At 63.5% G+C, this 19,128-nt stretch carries 21 protein-coding genes and 2 tRNA genes (1 of these 23 cut by a window edge); 6 read left to right on the top strand and 17 right to left on the bottom strand.

Annotation, left to right across the window (positions count from 1 at the left end):
* The first annotated feature begins 85 nt into the window (after positions 1-85).
* A complete protein-coding gene (locus LMT64_RS10370) occupies positions 86-1,783 on the top strand; it encodes a glycoside hydrolase family 10 protein (RefSeq protein ID WP_229253219.1) in 1,698 nt (565 codons plus the stop codon).
* 103 nt (positions 1,784-1,886) lie between these two features.
* Here the strand turns inward: LMT64_RS10370 and LMT64_RS10365 are convergent.
* The 3 genes from LMT64_RS10365 to LMT64_RS10355 form a co-directional block, all read right to left on the bottom strand.
* Positions 1,887-1,961 (bottom strand) — tRNA-Gln (locus LMT64_RS10365).
* A 21-nt stretch (positions 1,962-1,982) separates the two neighbouring features.
* A tRNA-Gln gene (locus tag LMT64_RS10360) sits at positions 1,983-2,057 on the bottom strand.
* A 108-nt stretch (positions 2,058-2,165) separates the two neighbouring features.
* Complete coding sequence (locus tag LMT64_RS10355; RefSeq protein ID WP_126353049.1) at positions 2,166-3,383, bottom strand: bifunctional folylpolyglutamate synthase/dihydrofolate synthase; 1,218 nt, start codon at positions 3,381-3,383, stop codon at positions 2,166-2,168.
* 98 nt (positions 3,384-3,481) lie between these two features.
* Between LMT64_RS10355 and LMT64_RS10350 the strand changes: the two genes are divergently transcribed.
* Complete coding sequence (locus LMT64_RS10350) at positions 3,482-4,195, top strand: metal-dependent transcriptional regulator (RefSeq protein ID WP_126353051.1); 714 nt, start codon at positions 3,482-3,484, stop codon at positions 4,193-4,195.
* Positions 4,196-4,214: 19 nt separating this feature from the next.
* On the opposite strand, the gene LMT64_RS10345 is transcribed toward LMT64_RS10350, so the two are convergent.
* The 3 genes from LMT64_RS10345 to apaG all read right to left on the bottom strand — a co-directional run bounded on the left by LMT64_RS10345 (position 4,215) and on the right by apaG (position 6,219).
* Positions 4,215-5,009, bottom strand: a complete 795-nt coding sequence (locus LMT64_RS10345) for a metallophosphoesterase (RefSeq protein ID WP_126353053.1) — start codon at positions 5,007-5,009, stop codon at positions 4,215-4,217.
* 45 nt (positions 5,010-5,054) lie between these two features.
* Positions 5,055-5,681 (bottom strand): single-stranded DNA-binding protein, encoded by a 627-nt coding sequence (locus tag LMT64_RS10340; RefSeq protein ID WP_229253218.1) that lies wholly within the window; start codon positions 5,679-5,681, stop codon positions 5,055-5,057.
* Between the two features lie 112 nt (positions 5,682-5,793).
* Positions 5,794-6,219: a Co2+/Mg2+ efflux protein ApaG gene (apaG, locus tag LMT64_RS10335; protein ID WP_229253217.1), complete on the bottom strand. Its 426-nt coding sequence runs from the start codon at positions 6,217-6,219 to the stop codon at positions 5,794-5,796.
* A gap of 18 nt (positions 6,220-6,237) precedes the next feature.
* On the opposite strand from apaG, the gene LMT64_RS10330 reads away from it, so the two are divergent.
* Entirely contained in the window at positions 6,238-7,308 is a 1,071-nt protein-coding gene (locus tag LMT64_RS10330; protein WP_229253216.1) for a M20/M25/M40 family metallo-hydrolase, read from the top strand.
* Between the two features lie 51 nt (positions 7,309-7,359).
* Here the strand turns inward: LMT64_RS10330 and LMT64_RS10325 are convergent, their stop codons facing one another.
* From LMT64_RS10325 to LMT64_RS10310, 4 genes are read right to left on the bottom strand one after another with little or no spacing between them, the layout of a single operon-like run.
* Positions 7,360-8,238, bottom strand: a complete 879-nt coding sequence (locus LMT64_RS10325) for a serine hydrolase (protein WP_126353057.1) — start codon at positions 8,236-8,238, stop codon at positions 7,360-7,362.
* Positions 8,235-8,753, bottom strand: a complete 519-nt coding sequence (locus LMT64_RS10320; RefSeq protein WP_126353059.1) for an NUDIX hydrolase — start codon at positions 8,751-8,753, stop codon at positions 8,235-8,237. Before LMT64_RS10320 ends, LMT64_RS10325 begins: the two co-directional genes overlap by 4 nt.
* A gap of 9 nt (positions 8,754-8,762) precedes the next feature.
* Entirely contained in the window at positions 8,763-9,236 is a 474-nt protein-coding gene (locus tag LMT64_RS10315) for a GNAT family N-acetyltransferase (RefSeq protein ID WP_126353061.1), read from the bottom strand.
* Positions 9,233-11,290 carry a molybdopterin oxidoreductase family protein gene (locus tag LMT64_RS10310; RefSeq protein ID WP_126353062.1) on the bottom strand — a complete coding sequence of 686 codons (2,058 nt, stop codon included), beginning with the start codon at positions 11,288-11,290 and terminating at the stop codon, positions 9,233-9,235. The genes LMT64_RS10315 and LMT64_RS10310 overlap by 4 nt, the downstream gene beginning before the upstream one ends.
* 111 nt (positions 11,291-11,401) lie before the next feature.
* Here LMT64_RS10310 and LMT64_RS10305 point away from each other — a divergent pair, with 111 nt between their 5' ends.
* Positions 11,402-11,878 (top strand): EVE domain-containing protein, encoded by a 477-nt coding sequence (locus tag LMT64_RS10305; RefSeq protein WP_126353064.1) that lies wholly within the window; start codon positions 11,402-11,404, stop codon positions 11,876-11,878.
* 346 nt (positions 11,879-12,224) lie between these two features.
* Here the strand turns inward: LMT64_RS10305 and LMT64_RS10300 are convergent, their stop codons facing one another.
* Positions 12,225-13,094 (bottom strand): isoprenyl transferase, encoded by an 870-nt coding sequence (locus LMT64_RS10300; protein ID WP_229253215.1) that lies wholly within the window; start codon positions 13,092-13,094, stop codon positions 12,225-12,227.
* 41 nt (positions 13,095-13,135) lie between these two features.
* Between LMT64_RS10300 and pnp the strand changes: the two genes are divergently transcribed.
* Positions 13,136-15,430: a polyribonucleotide nucleotidyltransferase gene (gene pnp, locus LMT64_RS10295; protein ID WP_126353068.1), complete on the top strand. Its 2,295-nt coding sequence runs from the start codon at positions 13,136-13,138 to the stop codon at positions 15,428-15,430.
* A 108-nt stretch (positions 15,431-15,538) separates the two neighbouring features.
* On the opposite strand, the gene LMT64_RS10290 is transcribed toward pnp, so the two are convergent.
* Positions 15,539-15,784 carry a hypothetical protein gene (locus LMT64_RS10290; protein WP_126353069.1) on the bottom strand — a complete coding sequence of 82 codons (246 nt, stop codon included), beginning with the start codon at positions 15,782-15,784 and terminating at the stop codon, positions 15,539-15,541.
* A 35-nt stretch (positions 15,785-15,819) separates the two neighbouring features.
* Between LMT64_RS10290 and LMT64_RS10285 the strand changes: the two genes are divergently transcribed.
* Positions 15,820-16,143, top strand: a complete 324-nt coding sequence (locus LMT64_RS10285; protein WP_126353071.1) for a hypothetical protein — start codon at positions 15,820-15,822, stop codon at positions 16,141-16,143.
* A 45-nt stretch (positions 16,144-16,188) separates the two neighbouring features.
* On the opposite strand, the gene LMT64_RS10280 is transcribed toward LMT64_RS10285, so the two are convergent.
* The 5 genes in view from LMT64_RS10280 to LMT64_RS10260 are tightly spaced (at most 24 nt apart) and all read right to left on the bottom strand, a layout consistent with a single transcriptional unit that may run on beyond the window.
* Entirely contained in the window at positions 16,189-16,668 is a 480-nt protein-coding gene (locus tag LMT64_RS10280; protein WP_126353073.1) for a hypothetical protein, read from the bottom strand.
* On the bottom strand, positions 16,665-17,210 hold the full coding sequence (folK, locus tag LMT64_RS10275; RefSeq protein WP_126353075.1) for a 2-amino-4-hydroxy-6-hydroxymethyldihydropteridine diphosphokinase: 546 nt from the start codon (positions 17,208-17,210) through the stop codon (positions 16,665-16,667). Before folK ends, LMT64_RS10280 begins: the two co-directional genes overlap by 4 nt.
* Complete coding sequence (gene folB / locus LMT64_RS10270) at positions 17,203-17,574, bottom strand: dihydroneopterin aldolase (protein WP_126353076.1); 372 nt, start codon at positions 17,572-17,574, stop codon at positions 17,203-17,205. The genes folK and folB overlap by 8 nt, the downstream gene beginning before the upstream one ends.
* The gene (gene folP / locus LMT64_RS10265; RefSeq protein WP_229253214.1) at positions 17,571-18,467 is read right to left on the bottom strand and encodes a dihydropteroate synthase; all 897 of its coding nucleotides are present in this window, start codon (positions 18,465-18,467) and stop codon (positions 17,571-17,573) included. The genes folB and folP overlap by 4 nt, the downstream gene beginning before the upstream one ends.
* Before the next feature lie 24 nt (positions 18,468-18,491).
* Positions 18,492-19,128 carry the 3' portion of an ImmA/IrrE family metallo-endopeptidase gene (locus LMT64_RS10260; RefSeq protein WP_229253213.1) on the bottom strand. The gene runs 149 nt beyond the window's last position, so only the last 637 of its 786 coding nucleotides appear in the window; the start codon falls outside the window, past its right edge; it ends in the stop codon at positions 18,492-18,494.

The following is a 19,128-nucleotide window of genomic DNA, read 5'->3' as shown; positions in this document are numbered from 1 at the left end:
GGGCATTATCGCAAGTGGCAGCGTCTCATCAGACGCGCCGCTCTCCCATATCTGTCATTTCACCGTGCGTTAAGCTGGGCAGGACGTGACACAGCTTGCCTCCCCCACCGCTTTGCGGCGCACCCTGACGCTTGGGCTGATGCTGAGCCTTGGCCTGGGTAGCGCACAGGGCCAGACCACGCCTTCTCTCTCACTGGGCGCCACACCCGCACAGCCCGATCTGGGCACGCCGCTGCTGGGCCAAGCCACCGCCACTGCACCTGTGGCACGCTCCCAAGCCACGCCCGACTCTACCCAGATTCGTGGCCTGTGGGTGGACGGGTTCGGGCCCGGTCTCAAGACGGCGGCTCAGGTGCGGCAGATGGTGGAAGACGCCGACCGGATGAACATCAACACCCTGATCGTGCAGACCATCCGCCGGGCCGACTGCTTTTGTCTCAAGTCCAGCCTGCCGGTCGTGAGCGACAAGGACATGCAGCCGGGCTTCGATCCGCTGGCCGAAACCATCCGTCTGGCCAAGCCCAAAGGCATGAAGGTCATTGCCTGGGCCAGCGTGACCGGTATCGGAAACCTCAGCAACCTGAACACCAGCCCGAACCATGTGTACCGGTTGCACGGTCCCCAGAGCAAAGATCCCTGGCTGGTGGTCCGCTCGGATGGCACCTGGCAAGAAGGCAACGACGCCTGGCTGGACCCGGCCATTCCTGAAGCGGCCCGGTACATCAGCGACGGCCTGCTGAGCGTGGTCAAAAACTACGATGTAGACGGCATTCAACTGGACCGGATTCGCTACCCGGACAGCGGCGACTGGGGCTACTCGCCGCGCACGCTGGCCCGCTACACCCTGGAAACCGGCCGCACCGGACGTCCAGGCGGCAGCGACGAGTATTTCAAAGCCTGGAAGCGCGATCAGGTGACTGGGCTGGTGCGCCGCATTACCGTGCAGGCCAAGGCGATCAAGCCTGAGCTGTGGGTTAGCGCCGCTTCTATCACCTACGGCAGCCCGCCCAAACCCGGTGACGCGCAAGCTTTCCAGAGCACCGCGTCCTACCGCAACGTGATGCAGGACTGGCCCAAGTGGATGAATGAGGGCTTGCTGGACATCAACATGCCCATGAACTACAAGCGCGAGAACGTGGCGCAGCAGGCTGGCTGGTACGACGGCTGGAACCGTTTTGCGCGGAGCTTGCAGGGGCGCGGCCTGACCGCCAGCGGGTCCAGCATCTACCTAAACAGCCCCGAGGCGTCAGCGGCGCAGGCCCAGCGGGCGCTGAAAGACGGCGTGGGCTGGGTGGGCTATTCCTACCGCACGCCGACCCTGGCCGTGTATGAGGAGCGCCAGAGTGCCGAAGCGGGCCGCGAAGCCGTACGCAAAGCCCTGGCCGCGACTCCCCTGGGCCAGCGGGTGAGCTTTGACGGTCCCCCGCCCCACACCCGTGGCCTGATGGGCACCGTGGCTGGACAGGAACGCCTGGGCGGCCTGAAGGTCGAACTGCTTCAAAACGACAAAGTGGTGGCCACCAGCGTGACCGACGGTGGCGGCTTTTATGGATTCATGAGCGTACCGGCCGGCGAAACCCGCATCCGCGTGAGTGGACAGGCCTGGAAAACCACCGTCCCGGCCAGGGGCATAGCACAGGTCCCGAATCTGGTGATCCGCAAGCTGACGCCAGTCAGCGCCCCAGCCCCCAGCCGTGCTCCCGCTCCCGGCACCCCCGGCGCGCCCAACCTGGCCCCGCCCACCCCAGTCGAACTGGAACGTGGAGGCGAGACGCCCGGCTAATTCGCTGCTCCAGACCCAACCAGCCTCCCCATGCGGGAGGTTTTTTTTCGATACCCACAGGACAGCAAAAAAGCGGAGTTACCCAAGGGGCCTCCGCTTTCTGTGGCAGGGATACAAGGACTCGAACCCTGAATAACAGAACCAAAATCTGCTGTGTTGCCAATTACACCATATCCCTATGGTCATTCCCCGGTGGCAGTGGCAGGGATACAAGGACTCGAACCCTGAATAACAGAACCAGAATCTGCTGTGTTGCCAATTACACCATATCCCTATGATGCCCTACCGGGGACGCTCTACATGAGCGTAAAAGAGTATACAGGTGGCCGCTGAGGGCGTCAAGCCACAGAGAACGCTTCCCAGTTGCTGGCCTGGCAGCGCCTTACTCCTCTGCCTGACGCAACACCCACTGCCGGGCCAGACCAACCAAATACAGGCTGCCCGTGACCAGTAGCGTCCCGCCAGGTGGGGTCTGCTCTAAGGCGACGCGGAGGGCTACGGTAGGGTCCAAGATGGCCTGACCCCCATAATGCTCGGCCAGCCTGGCGGGCGGGGTGGCCCCGTCCTCGCCGGGTGCAGTAAAGACCCAGAGGGGGGCCAACGGGAGCAAGGGAGCAAGGGTCTGGTCCGTATCTTTGCGCGCGAAACTGCCGAACAGAGCCACATCAACCCCACGCAGGCTGGCCGCCAGAGCACGCGCTGCGGGTGGGTTGTGGGCACCATCCAGCCATACTGTCCGGCCCCGTAGCCTCAGGGCTTCCAGCCTTCCAGGATGCTTGGCGGATAAGGCCACCGATACGCCAGCCTCATACCCCAGTAGGCGCAGGGTGGCCACAGCCAACGAAGCATTTTCACGCTGGTGTGGGCCTAAGAGTGAAGGCGCGTGAGGCAAGCGGAAGAGCTCCGGGTGGGTGGCAGGCGTATACAGCAGCGCACCGAGATCGGTGGCGACGGACTGAATCACAGGCAGTGCCTCCGGCCCAGCGGTGGTCAGGAGGGGTACGCCTGCGCGGGCGGCCCCAGCCTTGTCGGCGGCGATGGCCGCCACCGTGCCTCCCAGCGCAGCCGTATGGTCCAGGCCTACGTTGGTCAGCAGGACCGCCTCAACCCGTGCCAGCGCGTCGGTGGCGTCGCTGCGGCCCCCGACACCGGCTTCCATCACCGCAACATCTACCTCCTGCCGGGCAAAAGCCTGTGCAGCCAGCCCCAGGGTCAAGTCGAAGAAAGCGAAGGTCTGGGCCTGCTGCTGCGCCCAGGCAATGAATTTCAGGGTTTCAGCCGGATCCAACTCGCGGCCATCCACCCGTATCCGTTCTTCGAAGCGGTCTAGGTGCGGGCTGGTAAAGCGCCCGACCCGCAGGCCCGCTGCTTGCAAGCCCGCCTCCAGCATGGCGCAGGTGCTGCCCTTGCCGTTGGTACCCACCACCCGCAGGGAGCGGAACTGCCGGTCCGGTGCGCCCAGGAGGTCCATCAGAGCGCGGGCCTGTTCCGGTCCCCGTCCCCGGCCAGCTGCAGCGCGGGTCTGCGAGTACAGCCAGTCGTAGGCAGACTGGGCCGCAAGATTGTCCTGGGCAACATGGTCAGGGGCAGCATCGGTCATGGAAAGTTCAGGCTAGCGTCAAAGTGATCTGAGCAGGCAGCGAGGTAGCTCGGCACTTGAGACAGCCACCTCACCAGGTTTCGGGTATCCTAAAAACAATGAGCCGCACCGCCTTACTGTCACCCGCTGCCGAGGACTATCTCAAGCACATGTATCTGCTGTCCCGGCAGGGGCGGGTCTCCACCCAGGCACTGGCCGACGCGCTGGAAGTCGCGCCTGCCAGCGTCACTGGCATGCTCCGCAAGTTGACCGAACAGGGTCTGGTCCTGCATGCCCCTTACCGGGGCGCCACGCTGACGATCGAAGGCGAAAGGGCGGCGCTGGAAGTGCTGCGCCACCACCGCCTGCTGGAACTGTTCCTCTACCGGGCGTTAGGTGTCCCGCTTGAAGAGGTCCATGAGGAAGCCGAAGCCCTGGAACACGCCCTCTCGGAGCGGCTGGAAGCACGGATGGCAGCCTGGCTGGGCGAACCCGAATATGATCCGCACGGCGATCCCATCCCCAGTCTGGGCGGACAGTTGCCACAGCGCCCTGAACGCCCGCTGAGCAGTCTTCGGGCAGGCGATCAGGAGCGGATCTCCAGGGTGCCGGATTTGGACAGAGCCCTGCTCCGCCGCCTGCTGGAATCAGGCCTGCGCCCTGAGGCGGAAGTGCTGGTCATAGCGGCAGACGCGGAAGGACTGGAACTGGAAATAGCACCGCCGCCCGGCAGTCAAAGCACGGTCTGGACCCCGCTGACCCTGACACCCACGGTAGCCCGGGACATCCTCGTTCACGGGAGCACCGATGGGGACACTGTGCCCGCAGAATAGAGAGCCACCCGCAAGCCGGTCAGAAGGTCACAATACGCCAGTTGTGTAGCGGAGTCTCGCGGCCCGGTGCAATCATCATCTCTAGGTATTCGCGGCAATGCAGAGCGTCTACCAGAGCAAAGCGGTAGCCTTCATGGACCACGATGCCCCGGTCCATCTGGGTATGACCGTAAACCCCAAAAGCCAAGCCTGCCATCTCCACATATTCGGGGGTTTCCAGAAACCAGCGTTTGGGCGAGCGGTCCACATAGAAGAGATCGTCGTACTGAGCGTGGGAAGGCAGCGGCCCGACATGGGCGAACTGTACGCCACCAACCCGCAACTCGCGCAGAAACCCACCCACCCAGGCCACCAAGTCCGGGGGCAGAGCTACACCCCCATGGTGCGGGTCAAATTCGGTGTGTTGCAGGCCACCGCCAGTGCCCAGCACGAAGCGCGGCTGAATCAGCACGTCGTCATGGTTGCCCAGGATGATGTGGACCGATCCCGGTGCCTGGGCCTGAAAGTCACGTACCCGCCGCAACTCTTCCATTTGCCAGGCCGCGGCCTGAGCCGTGTGGTCAGGGTTGCGGTGATCATACGCACCGCCGATCAGCTCGTCGTACTGGCGCTGGCTTTTGGGGTGAACCAGATCGCCCAGCAGCACCACCTGATACAGCCCACTCAGTACGGGCCGGGTCGGACGTCCATCCGGGGTCGCGCACCCCGCCGAGCGCAGGGCGGCCCACAGCTTGCCGAAATCCGCGTGAATATCGCCAATGGCAATAAATTTACGCAGATCCGGCGCAGCAGGTGCTGCTGAAGCTTCGGTCATGGCTCCTGGCTCCTGGGCGGACCTTCAACCGCTCGCATAATGGAGCTACTCGGCTTCCCGCAAAACGGCTTGCAATTCTTTGTAGATCTGACGGCTTTCTTCGAGCGTTTCACCGTAGCCGCGCATCAGCACTGGCGTAATCTGCTTGCCCAAACCCGCTGCCCGAATCTGGGAGATCAGGTCATCAATATGGCTGCGGGCCTTGTCCATCTGGGGATCGCGGGGCGGCTCAGGCGGCAAGCTGGACCGCACAGCCGGGGCCACTTCAGCTTCGGCTTCAGCTTCCAGCAGGCTGGTGTCTGCACCCTCTTCGGGGTCATAGTCCACCCAGTGACCTTCTACCTGCGCGGCCACGCCATACAGTTGCGCCGCCCCTGCCAGGGCCGCCAGTTTGGCGTCTTCCAGGGTGTGACCCGTGGCCAGCCCTTCACGCTCCAGACCCGCTGCACACAGCCGCGCACGCACCACTGGCGGCGTCATGGAATCACAGGCCCAGGTCAGCGACCAACCAGAATCGGCCTGATCCAGCCGCGCTGCCAGTGCCATCAGTTGCGGTGCCGGGACCACCCAGGCCTGATCGCCACGCACTTCTATGGTCGCCCAGGCGGTCATACTGCCCCGCAGCGCTTCTCTCACTCCGTCCAGTCTGCCCCGCTGACGCTCTTGATCCATACCCAGCAGTTTAGAGCAGATCAGCGCATCATAACGCCTTAAAAAGCCACATCCACGCCCTGACCTTAGGCCTAGGCCAGTTCAAACCCTCTCATCCTCCGCGTCAGGGCGCTCAGTTCAGCAGGCGCTCATCAACGACCAGCCGAAACGCGGAAATTTCGACCTGGCAGCGTTCACCCCAGGCGTTTTCCATGATGTAGTGACCTGCCATGCGTGCAGGCGCGTCAGGCACCGTCACGAAAGAGTCGTACACAAACACAGCTCCAGCCGCCAGAAGGGGCTGCTGTCCCACTACACCTTCGCCTTCCACTTCGGTGCAGCGGCCCTTACTGTCAGTGATCAGCCAGTAACGTGAAATCAGCCGCCAGGTTTGATCGTCTTCATTTTCCAGGCGCACGACATACGCAAAGCATTGACCTTCGGGGCGACTGTACTGCGGCAAATGGTGGGCCTGGGCATGAACCGTTACCCGGACCGGAAGCGCAGCACTCTGGTATGGGGGGGCAGGGCGCGGCATGCCCCCTACCTTAGCGGTCATAGGCTTAGACTGGAAGGCATGCCCCCTAAAGAAAACGCTATTAAACATCAGGATTTCTTGTTTGAGCTGCTGAAAGCCGCTGGCCCCAGTGGTCTGGAGCGCCGCGCTGCCGATGTCTGGAAGCGTGAAGCTGCGACGTTTGCCCGAGTCAGTGAGGATCATTACGGCAATGTCTATGCCGAAGTCGGTCCCGAAGACGGCCCTGCCGTGGTGATGATGGGCCACCTGGACGAAATCGGCCTGATCGTGTCGCACGTGAACGAAAAAGGCTTTATCTACTTCCTGCCCGTCGGTGGCTGGGACCCACAGGTGCTGGTCGGTCAGCGCATCCGTCTGCTGGCTCCCGGCGGCGATGTCATTGGCGTGATCGGCAAGAAAGCCATTCACGTGATGACCCCCGAAGACCGCGAAAAGGCCAGCAAGCTTGAAGACCTCTGGATTGACATTGGACTAGACGGCGACGATGTCAAAGCTGCTGTCCCCGTGGGCACGTATGGCGTCATTGAACAGCAGCCTCTGATGGTGGGCACCAAGATCGTGGCCCGCGCCCTGGACAACCGCGCCGGGTCTTTCGCGGTGCTGGAAGCGCTGCGCAAAGTCCACGAAGGTGGCCAGGCGCTCAAGCACCGCGTGATCGCCATCGGCAACAGCCAAGAAGAGATCGGCGTGTTTGGGGCCACCATCAGCGCCTTTAGGGCCCGCCCGGTTGCGGGGGTCGCGGTAGACGTCTGCCACGAAAGCAACCAGGTCGGCGTGGATCCCAAGAAGTACGGCGAAAGCCCCTTCGGCTCCGGCGGCAGCCTGGCGATTGGCCCGATGAGCAGCCCGGTGGTCAACCGCCAGCTGATGGACGTGGCCGGCAAAAAAGGCATTCCTTACACCCTGAGTGCCACGGGCCGCTTTACTTTTACCGACGGCGACGCCCTGACCATGAGCCGTGGGGGCGTGCCCAGCGCCGTGCTGAGCATTCCCAACCGCTACATGCACTCGCCCAGCGAAATGATCGACGGGCGCGACCTGCAGGCCGTGATTGACCTGCTGGCCGCCTGGGTAGAGAGCCTTGAAGAAGGCACCGAGTACCTGCGCTAATCGGTGGCGAGGTGTGAGCCCGACCCGGATTGACCCAGGGCCAGCTCTGGGTCAATTTGGTTGGTCATATTCGAGAAGGTTGCGGAAAGCAGCCTTCAAATCTCTGAATCCTTCTCGCTCCAGTACGGGCCACAGCGCATCGGCCAGCCGAAGCACGTCGCGGTTTTCGGGGTGTTCGCGGGCATCCTCGCCGCCCTGGCTGAGGCAGGCCACCGCCAGCGGGCGCGGGGTCAGCAGCCAGCCGACGTCGTGGTGAACACCCGTCAGCTCGCCACTTTTGCTCAGCACGCGGTACAGCGGCTCACCATCGGCGCCGCAGGGCACGCGCCGCCCGATCAAATCGCGCAGTTGCTGGCGGCCCAGGATGTCCAGGGCCAGTGCGGTATGCACTGGGTCCAGATATTCGCCGCGCCGCAGCCGTTGCAGCAGCCGCAGCATGTCGCGGGGCGTGGTCTGATTCCGTTCACCGCGCCGTTGGGCCGCATTGTACCGTTCTGGAGGCTGCTGCAGCTTTCCAACCAGCCGAGTGTGGGCCAGTCCTAGACCAGGCAGCGCGGCCTGAACGGCACTCAGCCGCAGGCAGTCAATCACCACATTGGTAGCCGTGTTGTCGCTGACGATAATCATCAGCGTGAGCAAATCCTGCCAGGACAGGAATAGCCCCGGCCCCAGCTCATGCAGCACGCCTGCGCCGGGCACCTGCTCAGCGGCAGGGAGCGGCAGGCGGTCTTCCAAGGCCAGCCCGCCGCGCTGTACCGCCTGCAAGCCCAGGATCAAGAGCGGCACCTTGATCAGACTGGCTGCCGGAAAAACCCGGTCCGCGTTCAGGCTACATATTTCATGACCCGTCTCATCCTGAATCAGTAGACCAACCGTACCGCCAAAGCCACTCTGGTGCAGCGCCGCTTCAAACCTGTTGGGGACCGTCATGTCAGTCGGTCTGCGCACAGGCGTACTAGATCAGCCAAATCACCTTTGGCCGGGACACCTGCCTCAATGCGGGCCAGCAGGGCAGCTGGAGTCAGCCACTCAGCCCCACTGAAGTCTGCGGGGTTATAGGGTGGGGCCACGTCGCTGCGAATCACATACACCCGCATAAAAGCGCTCAGCGATGTATTCAGCGGGGAGAAATAAGCCACCTCCTGCCAGTCCATGCCGCTGATGTCCCAGTTCAGTTCTTCCCTGGCTTCACGCTGGAAGGCGGCCTCGTAGCTCTCGCCCGCGTCCACATGCCCGCCCACGCTCATGTCCAAGCAACCCGGAAAGGCACGCTTGGTCAAGGTGCGGCGCGGAATCCACAGCTCGCCCTGGCGGTTCACCACAAAGGCATTGACCACCCGCACAAAGCGGCCCGACTGCGGCGCTCCCCAGTGGGACTGCCGCTCTATCCGGCCGACCACCTCGTCGCGGTCGTTGACTTCGTCCAGCCACTCTTCAGGATACATCCGGTCAGTTTAGGGGCTGAGCGGCACAGCTAAGCGCATCAGTACGCTGACAGTCTCAAAACCCAGCCGCTCGTACAGCCGCCGGGCACGGTCGTTGTGCCCGAACACATGCAGCCCGATGCTCCGCACCCCTTGACGCTGGGCCAGTTCGCGCAGACTCTCCAACGCCCGCTGCCCGTAGCCCTGCCCCTGAAACGGTGGGTGGACGGCGAAATCGTAGATGAACCATTCCCCCTCTCCCCGCTCGGCGTACCACAGCACACCGGCCTCCTGCCCCGCATCGTCCAGCAGCAGATAGAGATGATGTCCAGGCGTCTCCACGCCCTGGGGCAGCAACTGCGCGTAGTCGGCAGCAGCACGGGCCTCAGCCTCCTCGGCGGACCAGCGCCCGGCCCGCACGTTTTGGGCCGCGTAGTCGAGTGAACTGGCCTGGACGTAGGCGGCAAAACGTGTGGGCGACATGGAATGCAGGGTCAGGGTCATAGATGCAGTTCCTTTCCGTCTACGCTGAGATCCGTGCCCAGCGGCTCGATCCGAATCCGGGTGTTGTGAAAAGTGCTGCCGCCGCCCAGGTCGGTCAAGGTCTGGGCCGTCAGGGAGTTGATGCTCTTCCCGTCGGGAGCCTGCGTGCCCCACCAGATGCCTTCAGCCACCGCCACGCCGGGCTGCGCGGCATCTGTCACCTGCACGCGGCGCTGTACCTCGCCCTGCTCACTGATCAGGCGGACGTAGCTGCCGCCTTGTAGGGCATAAGCCTGGGCATCCTGCGGGTGCACCATCACCGACGGTTCGGCGCCCTCAGCGCGGTTCAGACGTTCCAACAGGCCATAGGTCGAGTTCAGGAAATGGTGCGCGGGCGGGGTCAACAGCCGCAGCGGGAAGTCGGGGGTCAGCGCGGCCTGCGCCTCCTGCTGACGCGGCACTGGGGTTAACTGAACCCGGCCTGACGGGGTGGGCACCTCATGCGCGTAGGGCCTCCATTCCTCCGGCAGACTGAGCCGCAGCGTTCCGGCCTCTTTGAGCCGCTCGGGGGTGATGCCGGCCAGATGCGGATGGCCCGTGTCTAACAGGTCAGCCAGCAGATCGTCCACCGTCCAGTACAGTTCTGGTGCCGTCACACCCAGGCGGCGGCCCAGCTCCTGCATGATCCAGGTGTTGGGTTTGGCCTCGCCCAGCGGTTCCAGTTCGGCGCGGTTGTAGCCGAGCCAGTGATGGCCGTAGCTGGTAAACACGTCCTCGTGCTCCACGAAGGTGGCGGCGGGCAGCACCCAGTCGGCCAGCGCCGCCGTCTCAGTCATGGCCTGTTCCAGCACCACCACCAGCAGGTCTTCCCGCGCCAGCCCTGCCCGCACCCGGTCCGAATCCGGCGCGACGGTGGCCGGGTTGCAGTTGTAGATCACCGTGGCCCCGAAGCCCGCTGCCGGGTCCAGGGCGTCGGCCAGGCAGTTCATATTGACAAGTGGCACATCCTCACGCAGCAGATGGGCGCCGCCCAGCCGGGTGCGGTTCAGCGCGAAGGCTCCCCCGCTGCTCAGTGCTGCGCCGCCGCCCCGGTGCCGCCAGTCCCCTGTCAGCGCGGGCAACAGCGACACTGCCCGCAGGCCAGTGCCGCCGAACTCATGGCGGGTCATGCCGTAACCGAGGCGGATATAGGTAGGCCGGGTGGTGCCGATCAGACGGGCCAGTTCCAACACCTCGCCTTCGGTCAGTCCAGTTGCGCCAGCGGTGCGGCCAGCGTCCCACCCCTCGGCTTCGGCCCGCAGCTCAGCTACGCCCTCCGTCAGCTCGGCGATGTAGGCGTCATCGGTCCAGCCATTCACAAACAACTGATGCATGATGCCCAGCACCAGCGCCGCGTCGCTGCCGGGCCGCAGCTTGTAGTGGGTGTCGGCAAAGGCAGCGGTGCGGTTACGGTAGGGGTCTACGCAGACCACCCGCGCCCCATTTTTCCGTGCGGCGGTGATTTGCGGGGTGAGGTGGCTGTTGGTGCTCAGACTGTTGATGCCCCACAGCACGATCAGGCGGGCGTGCGGGATGTCCAGCGGATCGGGGACCAGCCGGGGGCCGTAGCCCAGCGCCCACGCCGCGCTGCCCGCCGAGGCACAGATGGTTTCCTCTATTTCCGCCGCGCCCAGTGCTCGCCAGAGCGTATGCACGTGCGTGCCTTCCATCAGGCCCATCGTCCCCGCGTAGTGGTAGGGCAAGATGGCCTGTGCCCCGCGTTCCTCGATAATCATCTGTAGCCGCTCCGCGATGGCGTCCAGCGCCTCGTCCCAACTGGCGGCTTCCCACTGAGGCACGGGGTCGGTCTTGGGGTTCATGCGGCGCAGCGGCGTCAGTGGGCGATCCGGATGGTTCTGTCGCGAGGGGTAATGCACCGTCTTGGCACAGGCAAACCCGCGTGTGTAGGGATGCTGTGGGTCGCCGGTCACTGCCGTCAGCCGCTCGCGCCCCTGCTCGTCCGGCGCAAACGTGACCTTCAGGCGGCAAGCGTCGGGGCAGTCGAGTGGGCAGGTCAGCAGCGCGGTGCGGGTCATGCGCGCATTGTAATGAGTGCAGGCGACTCAAGACTGTCTGTATTGCCTTGACGGCAAGCGCCCAAGCACCCCCGTTTCCTGCTCCTGCCCATGGCCTTTAGAGTAAGCAGCATGGCTTTTTGGCTCCTCAAATCCGAACCCGACGTCTTTGGCTGGCCCGACCTGGTCGCTGTCGGGACCGAACCCTGGAACGGCATCCGCAACTATCAGGCCCGCAACTTCCTGCGCCAGATGCAGCCGGGCGACCTGTGCTTCCTGTATCACTCCACTACCCAGCCGCCACACATCGCTGGCGTCATGCGCGTCGCCCGCGCCGCCTACCCAGACGACCTGCAATTTGAGAAGGACAGCCCTTACTTTGATCCCAAAAGTCAGCCCGACAACCCACGCTGGAGCATGGTGGATGTACAGCCGGTAGTGGAGTTGCGCCAGCTGGTGACGCTGGACGACCTGCGCAGCCTGAGCGCCTGGGTCGAATCACCCCTGACCCGCCGAGGCAACCGCCTGAGTGTCATGCCGGTGACGGCGGCCGAGTTCCGCACTGCTCTAAAGGCAGGCGGCCTAGACATGGACGATCTGACAGCCTAGAAATAGGGCCGACCTTTGACATCCTCACATGATTCACATCTTTGATTTAGGTGTCACAACACCCGAATGCCGTTCTAGCGCAACTTTGTCCACAGATTTTTCATCTTCATTCTGCCATAATGTTTTCTATGGAAATGCTGCTGGTTACTCTCTTCACGGTGTTGTTCATCGTAGTTGCAGCGCTGCGTCCCAAAAGTGCTCAGGAGCCGTCTCGCTGTGACACTCCCCAGGAATAGCCCTTCTAAAGCACCACGCAAGATCACATTCTTGATTTTCTTTATCTAAAGTCAGGTCCTCAGGCAAGTACGCTTGAGGGCTAGTTGCTCGGTATGGATACAGCTGAAAGCTATTTGCCGAAGCGGCGGCTGCGGCCCTGAAAGTCCCGGAGTGCCCGCAAGAAATCTACCCGCCGGAACCCAGGCCAGTACACGTCGCAGAAGTAATACTCGGAGTAGACGCTCTGCCATAGCATGAAGCCCGAGAGTCGGATCTCCCCGCTGGTCCGGATAATGAAGTCGGGGTCGGGAATGCCCGCCGTGTACAGGTGCTGGCTGATGTCCGCAGCGTGCAGGCCTTCGGCCACTTCGCTGAGGGTACGCCCGGCTTCGGCCTCGCTACGCAGGTGACAGCGCACCGCGTTGACGATCTCCTCGCGGCCTCCATAGCCCAGGGCAATGTTCAGGCGCATGCCGTCATAGTCGGCAGTCACGTCTTCCAGGCTCTCCAGTGCCGACATCACTTCTGGCGGAAAATCATCGTGCTGACCGATCACCTTGACCTGCACCCGGTTGCGGTGAATGCGGGGGTCCACCGATAAGCGCACTGCCTCACGGCGGAACAGTTTCATCAGGTGCTTCACCTCATCCGGATCACGGCTGATGTTGTCGGTGCTCAGCACCCAGATGGTCACGGCAGGAATACCCAGTTCCAGGCACCACTCCATCACCTCGTGGGCCTTATCAATTCCGAACTCGTAGCCCAGCTCCTGTTGCACGCCAGCGGCCCGTGCAAAGCGGCGGTTGCCATCCAGAATCAGTCCCAGGTGCTGCGGCACGCCACCGTGGGCCAGCACCTGGCGGTAGAGCCGGGCCTCATAGCCACTGAGCAGTGCGCCGCGTACCGAGTTTTTGAATTGCTGGGTTGCTCCGACAAGTCGGGCCGCTGCCTCCGTTTTGGAACGCTGAGCACCGGGACGGGAGGGGGCATTCGGGGTCACGCCCCTCAGTTTAGCAGCGGCGCAGCGGCTACACTGCTGAGATGCTAGGACAGACATTCCAAACCATGCTGGGGGGCCGCGAGCTGACCCTGGAAACCGGGCGCTTGGCCAAACTGGTCAGCGGCTCGGTCACGCTGCGCTACGGCGACACCATGTTGCTGGTCACCGCGCAGGGTCGGCAGGAAAAAAGCCTACTAGACTTCCTGCCCCTCACCGTTGAATTCGAGGAAAGGCACTACGCGGTCGGCAAGATTCCAGGGTCCTTTCAGCGCCGCGAAGGCCGCCCCGGCGAAAAGGCGATTCTCTCGGCGCGCATTACCGACCGCCAGATCAGGCCACTGTTTCCCAAGGGCTACCGCCACGAAACCCAGGTCATCATTACTGTCCTGAGCGCCGATCAGCAGAACCTGCCGGATGTGCTGGGACCCATCGGGGCTTCGGCAGCCCTAAGCATCAGCGACATTCCCTGGGCTGGTCCGACTGCCTGCGTACGGGTGGGACGCATCGGCGGCGAGTTCGTCATCAACCCTACGACCACGCAACTCGCCCAGTCCGACATGGATCTGGTCGTGGCCGGCACCCGCGACGCCGTGATGATGGTCGAAGCTGGGGCACAGGTCGTTGCTGAAGAGGATCTGGTGACCGCCATCGAGTTCGCCCACGCCGAGATGCAGGGCGTGATCACCCTGATAGAGCAGATGCGGGAAGCGCTGGGCCTACCCAAGTTCAACTATCTGGCCGACGAAGACCTGCACCCCGACCTGGTGCCCGAACTGGCCGAAGCGGCCCGCTCCGGCGGCCTGCGTGACGCCCTGCTGACTCTGCGTAAGCAGGAGCGCAGCACCAACCTCAAAGCCCTGCGTGACCGCCTGATTCAGGACCGCATTCCCGAAGGCGAAATTGACAGCGCCGAGGCCAAAGTGGCCGAGCTGAAGGCTGCGTTTTCCAAGGTCGAAAAACAGGAATTGCGCCGCCTGATCATTGAAGAGGACCTACGGGCCGACGGGCGCAACACCCGCACCGTGCGCCCCATCTGGATCGAGTCGCGGCCCCTTCCAATGGCACACGGCAGCGCCATCTTCACACGCGGTGAAACGCAGGTATTGGGTGTCACCACCCTGGGCACCGAGCGCGACGAAATCCTGATTGACGACCTGACTGATGAAACCGGCGACAAGTTCCTGCTGCACTACAATTTCCCGCCCTACTCCACCGGCGAGGTCAAGCGCATGGGCGGGCAGTCGCGCCGCGAGGTGGGCCACGGCAACCTGGCCAAGCGGGCACTCAGCGCCGTGCTGCCTTCCTTTGAGGACTTCCCCTACGTGATCCGCGTGGTGGGCGAAGTGCTGGAATCCAACGGCTCCAGCTCCATGGCGACAGTATGCAGCGGCGCCCTGTCACTGATGGACGCCGGGGTGCCGATCAAGGCTCCGGTAGCGGGCGTGGCGATGGGCTTGGTGATGGAAGGTGGGCAGTACCGCATCCTGACCGATATCCTGGGCCTGGAAGACGCACTGGGCGACATGGACTTCAAGGTCTGTGGGACTGCTGAAGGCGTCACGGCGCTGCAGATGGACATCAAAATCGGTGGGATCACCCCCGCCATCATGCGTGAGGCGCTGGCCCAGGCCAAAGAGGCCCGCCTTCACATCCTGGGCAAGATGGCCGAAGTGCTGCCTGCTCCGCGGACCGAGCTGTCGCCCACCGCCCCGCGCATCATCTCCATGCGAATTGACCCCGAGCTGATCGGCAAAGTGATCGGCCCCGGCGGCAAGCAGGTGCGCGAGCTTGAAGCAATGGGCGCCCAGGTGACCATTGAGGAAGACGGTCTGGTCCGTATTTTCAGCGCCAGTGGCACCGCTGCCGAAGCCGTGCAGGAGCGCATCAAAGCCGTGACCTACCAGCCCAAGGTGGGCGACGAGTTCGAGGGTAAGGTCGTCAAGGTCGCGCCGTTCGGAGCTTTCGTGAATCTGTTCCCCGGTCAGGACGGCATGCTGCACATCTCTCAGATGAGCGAAGAGCGCATCGAGATGGTCGAAGAAGTGCTGAACCTGAACGACACCGTGCGGGTCAAAATCGTGAACATTGACGACCGCGGCAAGATTGACCTGATCCGCCCCGAGCTGGAAGGCAAAGTCCCGCCCCGTGAGCCCCGGACCCCGCGTCCTGGCGGGCGTGACGGTGGTCGCGGCGGTGACCGTGGTCCACGCCGCGACCGTCCCCAGGGTGAGCGCCCACGCATGGAAAGCCGGCCTGAGAGCACGGCCGAGAACAGCGCCCAGACCAAGCCCGCACCTGCGCCAGCTGTACCTGACAGCAGCAACAGCGAAAGCTAAACTCCCACATGAACCCCGCTGCCGGAAGCTCTCCGAGCAGCGGGGCTGTTCTATACGCGGTTCAAGTGGCTCTACAGTTCCATGTGCGCTTCTACACCCGGCAGCAACCTAGCGATCTGGCGTGTACACCGATAGCAACGAGGCTGCTACGGCCCCAACCAACCCCACGGTGACTGGTAAGTCCTGCCCCGCCAGCGCCGACTGCCCGACCAGCACAATGCCCGCCAGCGTCACGCCAATCATCACCGCCAGCCACAGGCCCGTCACCCCGTTGGCCGACACCCGGCGGCCCCAACCGTATCCGGCGGCGATCAGCAGTCCCGCTCCTATCCAGCCCCAGGCCACTTCATCCATAGCGCTCAGCATACCTGCCCCTCTATGCTGAGGCCATGAAACCCTCACTGAGTGCCGCCGCCGACGCCCTGCACACCGCAGAGCAGGCCTGGGCAGCGGGTAAACCGCAGCGGGCCAGGCCACAGCTGGAACAGGCCCTGGACTTGCTCACGCGGCTCAGGCCCAGTCAGGACCGGGATGCCCTGCTGGCCCGCACCCACCTGGGTCTGCACCAGCTCAGCGAACAAGCCGGGCAACAGGGCCGCAGTGAGCGGCATCTGCGCTGGGGCGTGAGCTACGCCCGCACCGCCGGCGACGGCGCAGTCCGAACCTATGCCCAGGAAATGTGGAACCGCTGGCAAAGTCACTCGCGGCAGTGACATCAAAAAAGCCCCCGTAGGGGGCCGGTGCTCTACAGCCAGGGTTTAGAGACCCTGAGGAGCGGGGCGCAGCATCACCATCACGGCGTTCTGCTCACGGTCGTAGCGGCACTGCGACACGATTTGAGCCAGCGGCTTGCCAGTCAGCTGTGAGTGCACACGCACCGGGACGGTCATTTCCCAACTGGTTTCCGGCTCGTTGGACACGCGGATGCTGTCCACCAGTTCTTCGGAGTCGGGAATCAGCTCGGTGTACAGGCTGTCATCCTCGCCCAGCATGTTCTGGGCCGTCAGCTCACTGCGTACCGATTCCATTTCTGGCGTGTGGGGAATCTGCTCCTGGCAGGCTTCCAAGAACTGGTATTTGCTGATGCCGTTGGCGCTGCGGTCCGAGTACAGCGGATTGTTGGGAATGGCCAGTCCCAGGGTCAGGTAAGCCAGGGCCGCCAGCGCCAGGGCCAGCACCACCCACAGGGCGGTCCGGCCAGCGCCGCCACCAGAGGATTGCGTCGTCTGTCGGTTCATATCCCTGACAATAGCGCGTCTGGAGCTGCGCCGCCCAGCCAGGGGCCGCTGCCAGCAACGATTCCGGTCTGATCTACTTGCCCCAAGGCCTGCGCTACCGTCTGCCCCGTCACCGGATTGGATAGTGCTGGAGCCAGATCATGCAGCGGAGCCAACACGAAGCCACGCTCCCAGGCCAGGGGATGCGGCACGCTCAGGCGTTCAGAGGCGATGACCGCCTCGCCGTACAAAATCAGGTCCAGGTCCAGCACGCGGGCTTCCCAGCGAATATTACGGGTCCGGCCAGCCTGATGTTCCAAGCTCTGCAAGCCGTCCAGTAGATCAAGCGGGGAGAGGACCGTCTGCAATTCAGCCACCGCGTTCAGATAATCGGGTTGTCCCGGCGGGCCACCGACGGGCCGCGTGTGGTACAGCCGACTGACGCCTGTGATCTCCCCCAACTCGGTGAGGCTGCGGGCCGCCCAGCGTAGCGTTTCCAGCGCATCCCCCAGGTTGGCCCCCAGCGCCACATAAGCGGTGACCGAGCGGACTGGCTCAGTCATTTCTGTTCTCCCGTTCCAAGCTCAGCTCAGCGTAGATGTCACGGAAAATGCCTGCCACTGGCGCCGCAGGTTTGTGGACGCGCACGGTCACGGCTTCCAGGCGCGCAAATTCGGCCAGCAGTTGGCGGGCCAGCGTAGCGGCCAATGTCTCGATCAGGTCGAAGCGCTCCTGTGTGACGGTCCGGGAGATCAGGGCATAAGCCTCGGCATAGTTGACTGCGCCGCTCAGATCATCGTCCAGGTCGACAAAAGGGTAATGCAGCTCGGCATCCACCACGAAGCGTGCTCCCAATTCAGCCTCGGCGGCGAAGACCCCATGCCGTCCGAAAAATTCCAGTCCCTGCAAGACCACTCGGCTGTTCATTCCTTTGCTCCTTCCAGTGCCGCCGCCACCTTCAGTGCTTGCACATGGTCCGGTACCGCATGGACCCGCACCATGGCTGCCCCAGCACGGGCGACGTGCAGATGCACCGCGAGTGAGCCAGGATCACGCTGGGCCGCCACGCTTTCACCCGTCAACCTGCCGATCATCCCCTTGCGGCTGGCACCGATCAGCACCGGCCAGGATGACGCGGCCAGATCCGGCACGGCCCTTAGCAGGGCCAAATTATGCTCCAGCGTTTTACCGAAACCGATGCCAGGGTCCAGCAGTACATCCGGCACACCCGCTGCCTGCACACGGGCGGCCTCGCCGCGCAGATAGCCATGTACTTCAGCGACCACGTCACCGTACCGGGGCTGATCCTGCATGGACCGCGGCTCGCCCTGCATGTGCATCAGGCACACGGCAGCCCCCGCCTCGGCACAGACCTGGACCATCTGAGGATCACGCAGACCCGACACGTCATTCACCAGATGTGCGCCGGCCTCCAGCGCAGCCTGTGCCACTTCAGCCTTGAGGGTATCCACACTGATGATGAACCCCTCAGCTGCCAACGCGGCGATCACTGGACGCACCCGATCTATTTCTTCGGCGGCATCTACCCCCTCTGATCCAGGACGGGTACTTTCGCCGCCTACATCTATCAGGAGGGCACCAGCTTCCCGCATTCGCTGCGCCTGCGCCAAGGCTGAATCCAATTGCTGATGCACGCCACCGTCGCTGAACGAATCCGGCGTCACGTTCAGGATGCCCATCACCGCACAGCCAGACCAGTGGAGTACCCAACTTCCTTCCTCGCGGCGAACGTGGGGGCCAGCCGGCAGAGGACGGCGAAAGCGGAGCTGATAGAATCGCTGCGGCCAGGGCACATTCATGGCAGCCAGCATATCCTTCTAGCCTCAGACTGACAGCTCTGAATTGGCGCGTGCCTCTAGGCGGCTCAACTCGGCCTGGCCCAGCGCAAAGGCAGCTGTGACTATACCCGCGGCTGGATAAGCCGTGACATAGGCTGGCATCTTGCGCCCAGAGCGAAAAGGAATGTAGCTGGTCGTTTCCACCGGCAGGCCAGACAGCCGGGCCTCCTGGACCGGGTGACCCTCGGGAATCGCAGTCCCGGGTGCAAGACTGTAAGGAAAGCTGGCCGATGCGGCGCTGGCCCGCACCCGGAGTGTTCCTGCTGCGCCGCGCCCAGCCCCACATACGGCATACATCACGGCAGTATCTGTATGAGCTGCCAGCGTATAGAGGGCCGCCGACGCACTGACATCTGCCCGGCGGGCCAACTCACTCAGCGTGCGCCCAGTCGCTCCAAAACGGCGGTAGACATCATCAACCAAGGCAGGCGGCATCAACATGGCGGCGGCCCCGACATTGCAGAGCGTTTCGATGGCCTGTTCTAATTTGTCACCCTCGTACAGATCGTGCAAGTCACTCAGCAGATCGTGATCGTTCAGCAGCAGCGCATGGCTGATTTCATGCGCCAGGGTAAAGCGCTGGCGCTGTGGAGTGGCTTCACTGTCAATCAAAATCAGGTGA

The organism is Deinococcus radiophilus, assembly GCF_020889625.1.
GTDB lineage: Bacteria > Deinococcota > Deinococci > Deinococcales > Deinococcaceae > Deinococcus > Deinococcus radiophilus.
This window is presented reverse-complemented; position numbering and strand designations above follow the sequence as displayed.

What these genes read in the sequence shown, in the direction of transcription:
- LMT64_RS10355 (WP_126353049.1), bottom strand. Translation starts at nt 3,383, where the DNA reads ATGACCGATGCTGCCCCTGACCATGTTGCCCAGGACAATCTTGCGGCC.
- LMT64_RS10350 (WP_126353051.1), top strand. Translation starts at nt 3,482, where the DNA reads ATGAGCCGCACCGCCTTACTGTCACCCGCTGCCGAGGACTATCTCAAG.
- LMT64_RS10345 (WP_126353053.1), bottom strand. Translation starts at nt 5,009, where the DNA reads ATGACCGAAGCTTCAGCAGCACCTGCTGCGCCGGATCTGCGTAAATTT.
- LMT64_RS10340 (WP_229253218.1), bottom strand. Translation starts at nt 5,681, where the DNA reads ATGGATCAAGAGCGTCAGCGGGGCAGACTGGACGGAGTGAGAGAAGCG.
- apaG (WP_229253217.1), bottom strand. Translation starts at nt 6,219, where the DNA reads ATGACCGCTAAGGTAGGGGGCATGCCGCGCCCTGCCCCCCCATACCAG.
- LMT64_RS10330 (WP_229253216.1), top strand. Translation starts at nt 6,238, where the DNA reads ATGCCCCCTAAAGAAAACGCTATTAAACATCAGGATTTCTTGTTTGAG.
- LMT64_RS10325 (WP_126353057.1), bottom strand. Translation starts at nt 8,238, where the DNA reads ATGACGGTCCCCAACAGGTTTGAAGCGGCGCTGCACCAGAGTGGCTTT.
- LMT64_RS10320 (WP_126353059.1), bottom strand. Translation starts at nt 8,753, where the DNA reads ATGTATCCTGAAGAGTGGCTGGACGAAGTCAACGACCGCGACGAGGTG.
- LMT64_RS10315 (WP_126353061.1), bottom strand. Translation starts at nt 9,236, where the DNA reads ATGACCCTGACCCTGCATTCCATGTCGCCCACACGTTTTGCCGCCTAC.
- LMT64_RS10310 (WP_126353062.1), bottom strand. Translation starts at nt 11,290, where the DNA reads ATGACCCGCACCGCGCTGCTGACCTGCCCACTCGACTGCCCCGACGCT.
- LMT64_RS10305 (WP_126353064.1), top strand. Translation starts at nt 11,402, where the DNA reads ATGGCTTTTTGGCTCCTCAAATCCGAACCCGACGTCTTTGGCTGGCCC.
- pnp (WP_126353068.1), top strand. Translation starts at nt 13,136, where the DNA reads ATGCTAGGACAGACATTCCAAACCATGCTGGGGGGCCGCGAGCTGACC.
- LMT64_RS10290 (WP_126353069.1), bottom strand. Translation starts at nt 15,784, where the DNA reads ATGGATGAAGTGGCCTGGGGCTGGATAGGAGCGGGACTGCTGATCGCC.
- LMT64_RS10285 (WP_126353071.1), top strand. Translation starts at nt 15,820, where the DNA reads ATGAAACCCTCACTGAGTGCCGCCGCCGACGCCCTGCACACCGCAGAG.
- LMT64_RS10280 (WP_126353073.1), bottom strand. Translation starts at nt 16,668, where the DNA reads ATGAACCGACAGACGACGCAATCCTCTGGTGGCGGCGCTGGCCGGACC.
- folK (WP_126353075.1), bottom strand. Translation starts at nt 17,210, where the DNA reads ATGACTGAGCCAGTCCGCTCGGTCACCGCTTATGTGGCGCTGGGGGCC.
- folB (WP_126353076.1), bottom strand. Translation starts at nt 17,574, where the DNA reads ATGAACAGCCGAGTGGTCTTGCAGGGACTGGAATTTTTCGGACGGCAT.
- folP (WP_229253214.1), bottom strand. Translation starts at nt 18,467, where the DNA reads ATGAATGTGCCCTGGCCGCAGCGATTCTATCAGCTCCGCTTTCGCCGT.